Origin of the sequence: Sinomonas albida, from assembly GCF_004919045.1 — a bacterium.
GTDB lineage: Bacteria > Actinomycetota > Actinomycetes > Actinomycetales > Micrococcaceae > Sinomonas > Sinomonas albida.
On sequence record NZ_SWDW01000001.1, the window covers coordinates 386,913 to 400,302 of the forward strand.

General features: G+C 68.9%; 13 protein-coding genes. 5 read left to right on the top strand and 8 right to left on the bottom strand.

The genetic code is table 11. From position 1 onward, the window contains the following. Positions 1–3 precede the first annotated feature (3 nt). On the top strand, positions 4–765 hold the full coding sequence (locus E6A26_RS01720) for an isoprenyl transferase (protein ID WP_136609504.1): 762 nt from the start codon (positions 4–6) through the stop codon (positions 763–765). Between the two features lie 28 nt (positions 766–793). Here the strand turns inward: E6A26_RS01720 and E6A26_RS01725 are convergent, their stop codons facing one another. The 4 genes from E6A26_RS01725 to E6A26_RS01740 form a co-directional block, all read right to left on the bottom strand. Continuing rightward, entirely contained in the window at positions 794–1,909 is a 1,116-nt protein-coding gene (locus E6A26_RS01725; protein WP_136609437.1) for an LppP/LprE family lipoprotein, read from the bottom strand. A 26-nt stretch (positions 1,910–1,935) separates the two neighbouring features. Continuing rightward, a complete protein-coding gene (locus E6A26_RS01730) occupies positions 1,936–2,898 on the bottom strand; it encodes a hypothetical protein (protein WP_136609438.1) in 963 nt (320 codons plus the stop codon). Between the two features lie 18 nt (positions 2,899–2,916). Continuing rightward, on the bottom strand, positions 2,917–4,221 hold the full coding sequence (locus E6A26_RS01735; protein WP_168928648.1) for a type IV secretory system conjugative DNA transfer family protein: 1,305 nt from the start codon (positions 4,219–4,221) through the stop codon (positions 2,917–2,919). A 63-nt stretch (positions 4,222–4,284) separates the two neighbouring features. After that, on the bottom strand, positions 4,285–5,163 hold the full coding sequence (locus E6A26_RS01740) for a zinc ribbon domain-containing protein (protein ID WP_136609440.1): 879 nt from the start codon (positions 5,161–5,163) through the stop codon (positions 4,285–4,287). A gap of 365 nt (positions 5,164–5,528) precedes the next feature. On the opposite strand from E6A26_RS01740, the gene E6A26_RS01745 reads away from it, so the two are divergent. Then, positions 5,529–6,866, top strand: a complete 1,338-nt coding sequence (locus E6A26_RS01745) for a PhoH family protein (protein ID WP_136609441.1) — start codon at positions 5,529–5,531, stop codon at positions 6,864–6,866. A gap of 267 nt (positions 6,867–7,133) precedes the next feature. Continuing rightward, on the top strand, positions 7,134–7,646 hold the full coding sequence (locus E6A26_RS01750; RefSeq protein WP_136609442.1) for a prepilin peptidase: 513 nt from the start codon (positions 7,134–7,136) through the stop codon (positions 7,644–7,646). Positions 7,647–7,656: 10 nt separating this feature from the next. Here the strand turns inward: E6A26_RS01750 and E6A26_RS01755 are convergent, their stop codons facing one another. From E6A26_RS01755 to E6A26_RS01770, 4 genes are all read right to left on the bottom strand, one after another. Further along, complete coding sequence (locus tag E6A26_RS01755) at positions 7,657–8,142, bottom strand: NUDIX hydrolase (RefSeq protein WP_136609443.1); 486 nt, start codon at positions 8,140–8,142, stop codon at positions 7,657–7,659. Positions 8,143–8,245: 103 nt separating this feature from the next. Continuing rightward, positions 8,246–9,676, bottom strand: coding sequence for a class II fumarate hydratase (locus tag E6A26_RS01760; protein ID WP_136609444.1), 1,431 nt, complete (start codon positions 9,674–9,676; stop codon positions 8,246–8,248). Positions 9,677–9,739: 63 nt separating this feature from the next. After that, complete coding sequence (locus tag E6A26_RS01765) at positions 9,740–10,342, bottom strand: carbonic anhydrase (RefSeq protein ID WP_211128899.1); 603 nt, start codon at positions 10,340–10,342, stop codon at positions 9,740–9,742. 90 nt (positions 10,343–10,432) lie between these two features. Next, positions 10,433–11,023: a DUF4245 domain-containing protein gene (locus E6A26_RS01770; RefSeq protein WP_136609446.1), complete on the bottom strand. Its 591-nt coding sequence runs from the start codon at positions 11,021–11,023 to the stop codon at positions 10,433–10,435. A gap of 144 nt (positions 11,024–11,167) precedes the next feature. Between E6A26_RS01770 and glpX the strand changes: the two genes are divergently transcribed. Continuing rightward, positions 11,168–12,205: a class II fructose-bisphosphatase gene (glpX, locus tag E6A26_RS01775; protein WP_136609447.1), complete on the top strand. Its 1,038-nt coding sequence runs from the start codon at positions 11,168–11,170 to the stop codon at positions 12,203–12,205. Between the two features lie 84 nt (positions 12,206–12,289). After that, positions 12,290–13,378: a lipid II:glycine glycyltransferase FemX gene (locus E6A26_RS01780; RefSeq protein WP_136609448.1), complete on the top strand. Its 1,089-nt coding sequence runs from the start codon at positions 12,290–12,292 to the stop codon at positions 13,376–13,378. The last annotated feature ends 12 nt before the right edge of the window (positions 13,379–13,390 follow it).

Consider the following 13,390-nt stretch of genomic DNA (forward strand, 5'->3'; position numbering starts at 1 on the left):
ACCATGGAGTTGCCCGGATTCCTGTACGGGTACTACGAGCGGCGCCTGGCGCGCGCGCTCAGGCCTGAGAGCATCCCGCGGCACATCGGCGTCATGGTGGACGGCAATCGCCGCTGGGCCCGCCAGTTCAACGCGCCGACGAGCCAGGGCCACCGAGCGGGCGCGGACAAGATCCACGAGTTCCTCGGCTGGTCCCGAGAGCTCGGTGTGCGGGTGGTGACGCTCTACATGCTCTCGACCGACAACATGAACCGCTCGAGCGAGGAGCTCGCCGAACTCACCGAGATCATCGCGGAGACGCTCGACCGGCTCGATGAGGATCCCAACGTGTCGGTCCACGCAATGGGCGCCCCCGAGCTCCTCCCGGACCACCTTGCGGAGCGACTCGCCCGCCTCACGGACAAGCCGAGCCCCTCGGAGCCGCTCCATGTCAACGTCGCCGTGGGCTACGGCGGGCGGCGGGAGATTGTCGACGCCGTCCGGGAGCTACTGCGCGACGCCCTGGCCCGCGGCGAAGACATCGCCGCGCTGGCAGACAGGCTCGACGTCGACGACATCTCGCGCTTCCTCTACACGGCGGGCCAGCCCGATCCCGACCTCGTGATCCGCACCTCCGGGGAGCAGCGTCTCTCGGGCTTCCTCATGTGGCAGAGCGCGTACAGCGAGTTCTACTTCTGCGAGGCGCTGTGGCCGGACTTCCGCCGCGTCGATTTCCTCCGGGCGCTCCGCGACTACGAGGGCCGCCAGCGCCGATTCGGGGCGTGATTCTTGGACCGTGCCGTGCCGGTCGCGGCTAGCGTCCGTTGATCGGTGCGGGCAGCGGCGTGAGCGGAACGGCATCCGAACCGTTCCAGCCGAACTGCACCGTGATGGGGTTTCCCGACGCGCAGCACATAGGATCATTCGCCCCGTACTGCGGATAGACGGCCGCGGCGACCTGCCCGTTCTGCCACGCGATGGAAACGGACGTCTCGCCCTGCGGGCGGTCGACGCCGACCATCTGCCCGCGGTGGAAGAAGAAGACGATCTGGCAGTGGCCGTCGCCGCTGTCCGAGCACACGGCCGGCACGGCGTCGAGGTCGTCGTTGGGCTGCGGCGGGATCGGCTTGCCCGCCGTGTAGCCGAGGTCGGCGAGCTGCTGGACCACGGGCGTTCCCGCGAACTGCGCCGCGGGCTCCTCGAACGATTCGGCGAGGCGACCGCTCACGATCGTTCCGCCGTCGACCGTGTAGGTGCCCGTGAAGAGCTGCGCGTCGCCTTGGGTGGTGAACGCGAGCAGGCGGATCTCGACCTGCCCTGCGCTCGGGGGAGCGTGGCCGATCGTCAGGATCTGGCGCGCGGTCGAGGCGTAGCCGGCGCTGAAGTCGGCGAACGTCGAGCCGAAGTTCTTGCCGCCCAGGTCCCAGGCCTTGCCGTAGTCGTGGGTCGAGACGGCGGCGTAGTACGCGGCCACGACGTCGGCGGGCGTGGCGGGCTGCGCGACCGGTGGGGCGGGCGTGGAGGCGGTCGACTGGGAGCTGGTGCTCGGTGATGAGACGGTCGACGGCGTCGACGTCGCCGTGGGAGACGATGCGGGAGGCGATGCGGAGGCGGGCAGCGTCGAGCTCGGCCCGGCGAGCGGCTGGGACGCGCTGGACGCGGGCGAGAAGTACTTCGGCACGAGGTACAGACCGGCGGCGACCGCTGCGATCGCCACGAGCGCGGCACCAGCGATCCAGATCCAGCGGCGCGCCGACGCGCGGGGCTCGCGCTGCGCCTCTGGCTCGTCAGGGAGCGTGATTAGGGGAGCCTCCGGCTCCGAAGCCCGTGGAGCGTCTTGAGCCTCGGGTTGCTGGACGCGCGCGCCGCAGTTGGGGCAGAAGCGCGCGCCTTCGCGCAGTTCCTGCCCGCACGACGCGCAGGTTGTCACGTGCTCCTCCGCGGCATGATCGCCTCCTAGTGTGGCTGGGGCTCGGGCGGAACGTCCGACGGCGGGGCCTCCGCGGGCGGGGCCGCGGAGCTTTCCGGGGGAGGGGGCCCGGCGGGCGTGGCCGCCTCTTCAGGTGGCTTTGCGCCCTCCGGCGGTGCAGCCAGCTCGTCCGGGGGAGCACTGTGGCTGCCGCCGTCCGCGCCCTCGACATCGGGCTCCTCGATGGCCTCGACTTCTAAGTCGATTTCTTCGGCTTCGCCGAATTCCATCTCTTCGACGGGCCCGACTTCCAGTTCGTCGGTTTCGCTGATGTTCGATTCGTCGACTCCACCATCCGTAATCTCCACGTACTCGGCTTCCTCGACGATCTCCATCTCGTCAATTTCGATCTCCAACCCGGCTTCAACCTGGCCCTCATCCTCGCGGGCCAGCTGTTGCTCCGCCACGGCGTCGGCGAGGTCCGCGTCGAGGGACTCCTTGAGCTCGGCTCGTTGTTCCTCAACTGCGTTGGCGAGGTCATCGTCAAGGAAATCCTTGACCGCCTGGAGCTTGTCAGTGTCATCGAACTCGGGCTTTTCGTCGAGACCATTGATGAAGCCCTGAAGCCTTTCGTCGAAGGCGTTGTCCTCGAACCCGTCGCCCTCGAGCTGTTCTCGGAGTCTGTCCAGCGCCTCTTTGGCGTATATGTCTTCGTTCACGGACTTGTCGGGGGGATCGGGCGCCCATTTTAAGCCCGGTGGAGGATCCTCCTGCGTGGTGATCTCTTTTTCGGTGCTGACGGTGTTTCCGTCCGCGTCGACGGTGAACTGCGCCGGACCTGAATCTGCAGGTTTCGAAATGGCGGGGCCGGAAACGATCTGTGCTTGGCGACCTTGGATTTCGGCGTTCTGGAATTCGATCCGCTGATTTATGCCGTCAGCCGTCGCCTGAGTCCACCCACTTATGACGGTCATCGCAAGTGCCGCTCCGACTTTTCGTCCTCTGTCCATGTCTCGCCCTCCTCCTCGCTAGGTCCGCTCGGAGGGCCGCATGTAGGGCTGGAACTGGAAGCGGAAGGGAGAATCGCCGGGGAGCAGCGCGATGCACTCCCCGAGTCCAAGCGCCGAAAGATCCCAGTCCTCGATGACATTGCCGAGCACTGTCTCTTGCCTGACTCCCTGTGCGCGAACGGTCGATTCGATGCTGAGCTGCTTGCGGTTTGCTCCGAAGCGGTCTCGAATGAGTGTCCGGCTCACGTCGTCCATCAGCCTGAAACCGAATAGCGATCCGAAACCCGAGAGGATGGTGCGCCCCAATTCCGGTCCGTAGCCGAAAAGCACCTGCTCGACGTTCTGCGTCCCCACGAGGAACTTGAGCCCCAGGCTCCTGCCGAAATTGATGCCGTCACTCATGTGCTGGAGATGGGGGACCAGCGCGAACTCGTCCATGACGAAATAGACGCTTCCGGGTTTCCGGGCCCTGCCCAGCGTCAGGGCCTCCTTGATGGCCAGATCGATCAGGACCCGATAGACGGGTGTCAGGCGACTTCCGGTTGCGATGTCGTACTCAATGAAGAGCGCATGGCCACCCTTGGCCCGCACGAAGCGGCGAATGGAATAGTCGCCGGCGTGCTGGAAGCTCCCCGAGAAGGCAGCGTTCACGCCCTGCTGGAGAAACGCCCGGATGGAATCGGGCGTGGTTCCCGAGCCGGACAGATAGCGTGCGCCGCCGACGAGGTCCGAATGGGCGGTGATGAGGTCCCAGAGCTCGCGCGTTGACCCATCGAGTGATCGCCGGAGGTCGTGATTCGAGGGGGCTTGTGCCGTCCGGAGGATTGCTTCGAAGGCCGCCGCGAAGACGTCCCGGGCGCCAGCGGCAAAGAACAGGTTCTCGCCGGAAGCGGCGAGTTCGTCCGCAAAGATCGTCGAGGCGATTTCGTAGACGTCATCTCCGACCGCGCGCGGGTCTCCCGCCGCGACGTCGGCGAAGGCATTCCAGCTGGCCGCGGGGCGCGGTTCGTCGGGATCGTTGGAGATCACCGCGTCGCCCGGCTCGAAGAATTCGGCCAGAAAGTCCCGCTTGCTGTCGAAGACGATGAACACGTCGTTTTCGTCACTTCTGCGCCGGAGCTCGGCCAGGAGCTGCATCATGGCATTCGTCTTGCCCGTGCCGATTCCGCCCAGAAAGAGCGTGTGCCTGCTGAGCAGTTCATCGTCGAACCGCATCACGCCGCGGGTCCCCCGAAGGATTGCCCGCATGGCCTTGCCCGCGGCGGGCTCCGCGCCCGCCACGGGGGGCGTCTCGCGCACGGATTCGCCCTCGAGGATGTCCACGCGGACCCTGGACCTGCTCGGCGTCCCGAGGAGAGCCCCGACCGCGTCAGTCATCGTGTCTGCCTATCCATCGGTCGGAACGCCCCAACGCCCGGCTGCGAGGCTGCCGCGGGACTGCATGTCGAAGACGAGCGCGCCGATCTCGGACACCACCCTCTCGGCGTCCTGGCCGGGGAACCCGAGCAGGACGTCGAACGCGGTGTAGACCCCGAGGAGGCCCAGGACGGGGGAGATCAGGGAGTGCACGATAGTGCCGAAGTAGCCGCGCTGTTCGCCGAACTGGCCGAACGAGAGCGACGACTGGTCAGAGGACGAGCCTTGGATCTGGACTCCCACGCTGCCCTTCTTCGCTGCACCCTGCACGAGCATCCACACCGTCCCGGCGAACAGCAGCCCCCAGAAGATCACCAACGGGATCGCGAGCGTGAGGATGGATCCCACGACGAAAAGGCCCGTGATCACCGCCAGCACGAACCAGCCCAGGCTGATGCGGTGCGTCACATACGCGGACACGCCCGTCACGCTGTCCAGCCTGGTCTGTTGGACGAGAGCGCTCGGACGCTGAGTCCCCCGGCCACGAGCCCGCGCGTAGAAGACCACTCGCGCGTCGGTCACGAAGAGGAGCCCTTCGCCCAGCTCGGGGCGGCGGAGCCGAACCACGCGATACGTCCGCCAGATCTTCTCCCCGTCGCCGAGCACGAGCGGGGTCCCCGGCAGCGTGGCGAGCTGCGCTGGGGAGGCGAGCTGCGCCGTCGTCCGCGGTGCCGGCGCGACGCCCCCGGGCGGGTGTGGATCGAAGCGCGCCACGGGGGCGTCGAGAGCCTCGGGCGGATCCGCAGCGTCGCGCGCGCCGTCCGCCTTGCGCGCTGTGAGAACTGCGCCGCAGTTGTCGCAGAACGCCGCGCCGGGCTCGGCTTCGGTACCGCACACTTCGCACTTCATGTTGGACCCCTCCCGTCCGCGACGGCATGGTCCCCCAGAGCCACAGGCTAAGTCCGGCCACAAGGGCCCGGTAGGGCCGTATGGCCCGCCGGCGGACATCCGCGCGACGGCCCGCCCCGGCCCAGTTCGCGGCGCCGGGATCCACGGCGTGAGCCGCGGTGTGATTCACGCAACTCGCCTTGCGAGTTCACCGAACAGCAACCTTGCGCGGCGTACATTGGCGCCATCGGGAGGCACCCGCCACCCGATTCGGGGAGGCCGAGTATGGGCGTTGCGTTGCACCGCTCCAGGAGGCCGGTTCCGGCCTTGCGGCCGAACCGGACGGAACTGGAGAACGCCGGGGACACCCGGGGGCTGGAGTCGACGTGACGACCACTGGAGTACTGCCCGAAGAGCTCATCACCGCGGAAGAGGGCCGCCGCACCTACGTGCTGGACACCTCGGTCCTCCTCTCCGATCCACGGGCTGTGCTGCGTTTCGCCGAGCATGAGGTCGTGATCCCCGTCGTCGTGATCACGGAGCTCGAGTCCAAACGCCACGATCCGGAGCTGGGCTACTTTGCGCGCAAGGCGCTGCGACTCCTCGATGACCTGCGCATCCAGCATGGGAGCCTGGGAACGCCGATTCCGCTCGAGACGCCGGGCGGAACGCTCGCCGTCGAGCTCAACCACATTTCGGCGGAGGTGCTGCCTGCCGGCTTCCGCAGCGGCGACAACGACGCGCGGATCCTCGCCGTCGCGAAGAACCTCGCCAACGAGGGGCGCTCCGTCACGGTTGTCTCGAAGGACCTCCCGATGCGCGTCAAGGCCTCGGCGATGGGGCTCGCCGCGGACGAGTACCGCAACGAGCAGATCGTCGACTCGGGCTGGACCGGCGTCGCGGAGCTCGAGACGGGCGAGGAGGAGGTGTCCGCGCTGTACGGTCACGAGCCTGTGTTCTTGCCCGAGGCCGCCGAGCTTCCGGTCAACACCGGCCTTGTGATCATCTCGCCGCGCGGCTCCGCGCTGGGCCGCGTGGGCGCGGACAAGCAGGTGCGGCTGGTCCGCGGCGACCGCGAGGTCTTCGGCCTCCACGGCCGGTCGGCGGAGCAGCGCCTCGCGATCGACCTCCTCATGGACCCGACCGTGGGCATCGTCTCGCTTGGCGGCAAGGCCGGCACCGGCAAGAGCGCCCTCGCCCTGTGCGCCGGCCTCGAGGCCGTCATGGAGCGGCGCGAGCACAAGAAGGTCGTCGTGTTCCGCCCCCTCTACGCCGTGGGCGGCCAGGAGCTCGGCTACCTGCCGGGCACCGAGGCGGAGAAGATGAACCCGTGGGGCCAGGCGGTCTTCGACACGCTCGGCGCGGTGACGAGCACGGACGTGATCGACGAGGTCATGGATCGAGGCATGCTCGAGGTCCTGCCCCTCACGCACATCCGCGGGCGCTCGCTGCACGATTCGTTCGTCATCGTGGACGAGGCGCAGTCCCTCGAGAAGAACGTGCTGCTGACCGTCATGAGCCGCATGGGCCAGAACTCGAAGATCGTCCTCACGCACGACGTCGCCCAGCGCGACAACCTCCGCGTCGGCCGCCACGACGGCATCGCCGCGGTGGTCGAGACACTCAAGGGCCACCCGCTCTTCGGGCACGTGACCCTCACGCGGTCGGAGCGCTCGCCCATCGCGGCGCTCGTCACCGAGTTGCTCGAGCGAGCGGAGATCTAGGCGCCGGTCTCAGCGGAAGGCGCGCGGCCGCCGTCGTCCCCGGTCAGCCCGAGGAAGGCGGCGGCCGCTTCCGCGCCATCGACCGTGAGCTCCCAGTCGGGCCGCTTGAAGTCGTCGCGCGCGAGGCGGAACCGGAGCTCGCGTTCGACGACGCCGGGCCGGGCCTGGGATCCGGGTCTCGCCGTTTGCGGCGTCCTCGAGCGTCATCATGCCGCCACGCTAACGCACGTCCGCCGGCGTCGCGGCCCGTGGGCTAGTGTCCAAGCTGTGACCCACCGACTTCCCGAGCTGTGGCAGGAAAGCCCCCTCGCGTTCTGGCTCGTTGTGGCATGCCTGGGCTACTACGTCTGGATGGCCGCGCGGCTCGCGGTGATCGACATCCGGAGCCACCTGCTCCCGAACCGCATCGTGCTGCCCAGCTACTGGGCCGCCGTTCCCCTCTGCGTCGCGGCCGTGTTCGGCGGAGCGGCGTTCGACGTCCCCGCCATGATCCGCGTGCTCGGCGGCGGCGCGGTCCTGTGGTGCGTCTACTTCGTGCTGCGGGTCGTGTACCCGGCGGGGATGGGCTTCGGCGACGTCAAGCTCGCGGGGGTCCTAGGCCTGTACCTCGGCTACCTCAGCTGGGAGCACCTCCTGTGGGGGACGGCCGCGGCGTTCATGCTCGGTGGGGTTTTCGGGCTGGCGCTCATCGTGCTCCGGCGCGGGAACGGGAAGACCGCGATCCCGTTCGGGCCCTTTATGCTCGCGGGCGCGGCGCTCGCGTTCTTGCTCCCCGCCTGAGCCCGTCCCGTCAGACCCCGGGGGCCGGCGGCACGAAGTGCGCCCGGCGCTCCGGGTCGCCGGCCCACTCGATCGCGCGGCGATGCAGGGGCGGGAGGTCCGGCAGCGAGTCGCCATCGAACCATGCGACCTCGAGGTTCTCGTCATCGTTGACGCGCGCATCGCCGCTCACGTACGTGCACGCCATGACGACGTCGAGGTACTGCGCGTGGTCGCCGTTCGGGTACACGACGGGCGCCGTGGTCCCGATGCCCGCGACGTGCGTCGGCGTGACGTGGACGCCCGTCTCCTCGAGCACCTCGCGGACGGCCGTCTCGGCCGGCTCCTCGCCCGGCTCGACGATGCCCGCAGGCACCGTCCAGCGGCCGTTGTCGGCGCGCCGGACGAGAAGCAGCCGCCCGCCGTCGTCCGTCACCACCGCCTTGACGCCGGGGAGCCACAGCGGGTGGACGCCGATCATGTCGCGAAGGGTCACGATGAAGTCTGGGGTGGGCACGGATTCAAGGCTACCGGCCCTGCGGGGTCACCGCTCAACGGACGACGACGGCGGGCGCCCCCCCAGCCGGGGACACCCGCCGTCGTTCCTGGCCAGGCGAGGACTAGGCCTTCGGGCCGGTCATCGTCGTGACGTCGAGGGCTGCGTCGAGCTGCTCGAGTGTGAGCTCGCCGCGCTCGACGAAGCCAAGCGCGAGGGTCGCCTCACGGATCGTGAGGCCCTCCTTGACGGCCTTCTTCGCGATCTTGGCCGCGTTCTCGTAGCCGATGAACTTGTTGAGCGGCGTGACGATCGACGGCGACGCCTCGGCCAGGAAGCGCGCGCGCTCGACGTTGGCCGAGATGCCGTCCACCATCTTGTCCGCGACGACGCGCGCCGTGTTGGACAGGAGGCGGATCGACTCGAGGAGGTTGGCCGCCATGACGGGAATGCCGACGTTGAGCTCGAACGCGCCGTTCGTCGAGGAGAGTGCGATGGTCGTGTCGTTGCCGATCACCTGGGCCGCGACCATGATCGCGGCCTCGCAGATCACGGGGTTGACCTTGCCCGGCATGATCGACGAGCCCGGCTGCAGGTCGGGGATCGCGATCTCGCCGAGGCCCGTGTTCGGGCCCGAACCCATCCAGCGGAGGTCGTTGCAGACCTTCATGAGCGAGTACGCGATGTTGCGCAGCTGGCCCGAGGCCTCGATGAGCCCGTCGCGGTTCGCCTGGGCCTCGAAGTGGTTGCGGGCCTCCGTGATCGGGAGAGCCGTGTCCGCCGCGAGGAACGCGATGACGCGCTGCGGGAAGCCGGCCGGGGTGTTGATGCCCGTCCCGACGGCCGTCCCGCCGAGCGGGACCTCAGCGACGCGGGGGAGCGAGGCCTCGATGCGCTCGATGCCGTAGCGCATCTGTGCCTCGTAGCCGGAGAATTCCTGGCCGAGCGTGACGGGCGTCGCGTCCATGAGGTGCGTGCGGCCGGACTTCACGACGTCCTTGAACTCGTCCGCCTTGCGGCTGAACGCGGCCGCCAGGTGCGTGAGCGCCGGGACGAGGTCGTTGAGGAGCGCGTTGGTGGCGGCGACATGGACGGACGTCGGGAAGACGTCGTTCGAGGACTGCGAGGCGTTGACGTGGTCGTTGGGGTGGACCACCTTGTCGACGCCGTTCTCGGCGAGCGCCCGGCTCGCGAGTTCCGCGATGACCTCGTTCATGTTCATGTTCGAGGACGTGCCGGAACCGGTCTGGAAGACGTCGATGGGGAAGTGCTCGTCGAATTCGCCGGCTGCCACGCGCTCGGCGGCGTCCGCGATCGCGTCGGCGAGATCCCCGTCGATCACGCCGAGCTCTTCGTTGGCCCGTGCGGCGGCCTTCTTGACGCGCGCGAGGGCCTCGATGTGCTTGCGCTCGAGGGTCTTGCCCGAGATCGGGAAGTTCTCGACGGCCCGCTGGGTCTGGGCGCGGTAGAGGGCGGCGGCCGGCACGCGCACCTCGCCCATCGTGTCGTGTTCGATTCGGAATGCGGCAGAATCCTGCACGGCAGAGTCAGTCATGGCACCCAGACTAGACCCCGCGCGGGGCGCATCCGAACCGTTGAGAGGCCCCGAACCGGGCCGTTACACGTTGCCGAGGCCCGAGACGAGCTCGGCCCGGCCCTCGCCGAGGCGGTAGCACACGCCGAGGACCGCCGTGCGGCCCTCTTCGACGGCCTTCGCGATGACCTGGGACGTCTCCACGAGGCGATTTCCGGTCTGCTTCACGTGCTCGACCACGGTGTCATTGACCTCTGTCACGCCGTTGCGCTGGGCCGTGATGACCGAGGGCATGATGCGCTCGACGAGGTCGCGGACGAAGCCCTGGGGCATCGAGCCGGTCGAGTAGGCGTCGACGGTGGCGGTGACCGCGCCGCAGCTGTCATGGCCCAAGATCACGATGAGCGGGACGCCGAGCGGATCGATCGCGTACTCGAGGGAGCCGAGCACCGCCGCGTCGATGACCTGCCCAGCGGAGCGGACCACGAAGGCGTCGCCGAGGCCCAGATCGAAGATGATCTCCGCGGCCAGGCGGGAGTCCGAACAGCCGAAGATCACGCAGAACGGATTCTGCGCGCCCACGAGTTCGTTGCGCCGCAACGAGTCCTGATTGGGGTGGACGGACGTGCCGTCGACGAATCGCTGGTTGCCCTCGCGCAGAGTGCGCCAAGCCTCGGCCGGGGTCATGGATGCAGACACGCCCTCCACTGTAGACCCATCGGTCTACCCCTACCGAGCCGGGCGCTTGGACGCGTCACATTCGGGGCAGGCAAGGCGTCAGTGGCCCTCGGCCGCGACAACGGCGGATGCCACGACGTCGAATTCGTCGAAGGCCGCGGAGCCGCTCACCACGACGGTGGTGCCCGCCACGGTCCCGACGTAGCTCTTCTCCACGCCCGGCTTGTCGTAGAGCGTCCACTCGACGCCGCCCGCCATGCGCGTGCCGGTCTTGGGCGCCTGCTTGACCTCCTGAGAGATCCAGGTCGGGTTGGCGCTTGCGGTCTGCACGATGGAGACGAACTGCTGCTTCGGCGTGACCCATCCCACGTCCCAATGCGAGATGCCGTCGGACGCTCCGGTCTCCCAGCGCGCGTAGTTGGCCGAGTATCCGGCCGGGAGCTGGGGCGCGGCCGGCGAGAACCCGGCCGTGCCCTTCGCCTGCGCGGCGATCGCCGCGACGTCGATGGCCGGGCGCTGGACCGGAGTCTGCGGGTTGGCGGCGAGCAGCAGGACGGGGATCACGGCGAGGAGCGAGACCGCGAGCGCCATGATCATGCCGATCACGGAGGCGTTCGCGCGCTTCGCGGCGGCCGGCGTCAGGACGGGCTTGACGGGCTGTTCGTGGGTCTCTTCGTGGGTGCTGCTCACTGCTCCATTGTCCCGTACACCGGGGGCCGCTCGCGACGCCCCGGAGAGTCACACAACGACCCATGTGACCGCCGTCATCGCAGGCCTGCCCGGCCACCCCGCAGACTATGATCAAAACAAATCCGACTCGAAGATGAGGTCACCGTGTCCCCTGCGCCGATTGACAGCCAGTACTCGACCCTTTCCAGCTCCCTCACTCTCGGAGCCGACGAGCCGGACCGCAACCTCGCGCTCGAGCTCGTGCGCGTCACCGAGGCCGCCGCGATCGCGGGCGGCCACTGGGTCGGCTTCGGCGACAAGAACCGTGCCGACGGCGCCGCTGTCGACGCCATGCGCTCGTTCCTCCACACGGTCCACTTCAACGGTGTCGTGGTGATCGGCGAGGGCGAGAAGGACGAGGCGCCGATGCTCTACAACGGCGAGCGCGTGGGCGACGGCACGGGTCCCGAGGTTGACGTCGCGGTGGACCCGATCGACGGCACCCGCCTCACGGCGCTCGGCATCAACAACGCGCTCGCGGTCCTCGCAGTCGCCGAGCGCGGCACGATGTTCGACCCCTCGGCCGTGTTCTACATGGAGAAGCTCGTGACCGGCCCCGAGGCCGCCGACCTCGTCGACCTGCGCCTTCCCGTCAAGCAGAACCTGCACCTCATCGCGAAGGCCAAGGGCGTCAAGGTCAACCAGATCAACGTGTGCATCCTGGACCGGGACCGGCACAAGCCGCTCGTCGAGGAGATCCGCGCGGCCGGGGCGCGCACGAAGTTCATCATGGACGGCGACGTCGCCGGCGCGATCGCCGCGGCCCGCACGGGCACCGGGGTCGACGCACTCATGGGCATCGGCGGCACCCCGGAGGGCATCGTGGCCGCGTGCGCGATCAAGTCGCTCGGCGGCGTGATCCAGGGCCGCCTGTGGCCCACGAGCGACGAGGAGAAGCAGAAGGCCCTCGACGCCGGCCACGACCTCGACCGCGTCCTCGGCACCGACGACCTCGTGAAGAGCGACAACTGCTACTTCGCGGCCACGGGCATCACCGACGGCGACCTGCTCCGCGGCGTGCGCTACGAGAAGGACCGGGTCAAGACCCAGTCGATCGTCATGCGGTCCAAGTCCGGAACGGTCCGCTTCGTCGACGCCGAGCACCACGCGAGCAAGTGGGAGCCCTGGGCCCGCCAGGCGTGATCGAGCAGGGCCGCCGAGCGCGCTTCACCGTTCGCGGTTAGACTGGCGCGCGGCTTCAGCGACGCCCCACGCCCCAGGAGGATCATGACCCCGGCAAGCCCCCTGCCTACCCGCGAGCTCACCGTCCGAGCGTGCACCGACCCCGTCGAGTGGGACGGGCTCGTCAACGCCCACGGCGGGCACCCCCTCCAGCTGTGGGGTTGGGGGCAGCTCAAGGCGGCGCACCACTGGCAGACCGAGCGCGTGGTCGTCGTGGACGGCGATCGCCGGCTCGGCGGCGCCCAGATCCTGTACCGGGCGCTGCCGTGGCCGCTCAAGTCGCTCGCCTATCTCTCGCGCGGCCCCGTCTGCGAGCAGCAAGACGCCCCGGTAGTGCTCGACGCCGTCGCCCGCCACGTGAGCAGGACGCGAGGTTCCGTGGCCCTCGTCGCCGAGCCCGACTGGGACGCGGGGTCGGCGGGGGAGCAGGGGCTCGCCGCCGCAGGATTCGTGCATACGGACGGCACGATCCTCATTCCGCGCACCCTCATCCTCGACCTCACGCAGTCCGAGGACGACCTGATGGCCGCCATGTCCCGGACCACCCGCGCCAACGTCCGGAAGAACCTCAAGGGCGACCTCGAATTCCGCAAGGTCGCCAGCGAGGCCGAGCTCGAGCAGGTGCTTGCGATCTACCGCGAGACCGCGGAGCGAGCGGGCTTCGGGATCCACGAGGATCGGTACTACCGGGACATCTGGCGCTACCTGGGCGAGGACTCGCCGATCGTCGCGGCGTTCGACGGCGGCGAGGTCGTCGCGTTCGTCTGGATCGCCAGGAGCGCGGGGACGGCCTTCGAGCTCTACGGCGGCGTCAACGCCGCCGGCCAGAAGGCGCGCGCGAACTACGGCGTCAAGTGGGCGGCGTTCACCGCCATGAAGGCGGACGGCTGCACGCGGTACGACCTCAACGGCCTGCTCAACGACGGCATCTCCGACTTCAAGAAGCAGTTCGCCCAGCACGAGGACCTGCTGACCGGCACGTGGGAGCGCCCACTCTCGCCGCTCTACCCCGTCTATGCGAGAGGCATGCCGCTCGCGCGCCGGGTGCTCCAAGAGGGCCGCAAGGCGGCGAAGACTGTCCTCCGGCAGGCGAAGGGCGCTGCGGGACGGGCGCGGCAGCTCGTGCGCCGCTGACGCGCGCGGAGC

Coding starts and splice junctions, on each gene's coding strand:
- E6A26_RS01720 (WP_136609504.1), top strand. CDS start 4: ATGGAGTTGCCCGGATTCCTGTACGGGTACTACGAGCGGCGCCTGGCG.
- E6A26_RS01765 (WP_211128899.1), bottom strand. CDS start 10,342: ATGACCCCGGCCGAGGCTTGGCGCACTCTGCGCGAGGGCAACCAGCGA.
- E6A26_RS01780 (WP_136609448.1), top strand. CDS start 12,290: ATGACCCCGGCAAGCCCCCTGCCTACCCGCGAGCTCACCGTCCGAGCG.
- E6A26_RS01730 (WP_136609438.1), bottom strand. CDS start 2,898: ATGGACAGAGGACGAAAAGTCGGAGCGGCACTTGCGATGACCGTCATA.
- E6A26_RS01740 (WP_136609440.1), bottom strand. CDS start 5,163: ATGAAGTGCGAAGTGTGCGGTACCGAAGCCGAGCCCGGCGCGGCGTTC.
- E6A26_RS01760 (WP_136609444.1), bottom strand. CDS start 9,676: ATGACTGACTCTGCCGTGCAGGATTCTGCCGCATTCCGAATCGAACAC.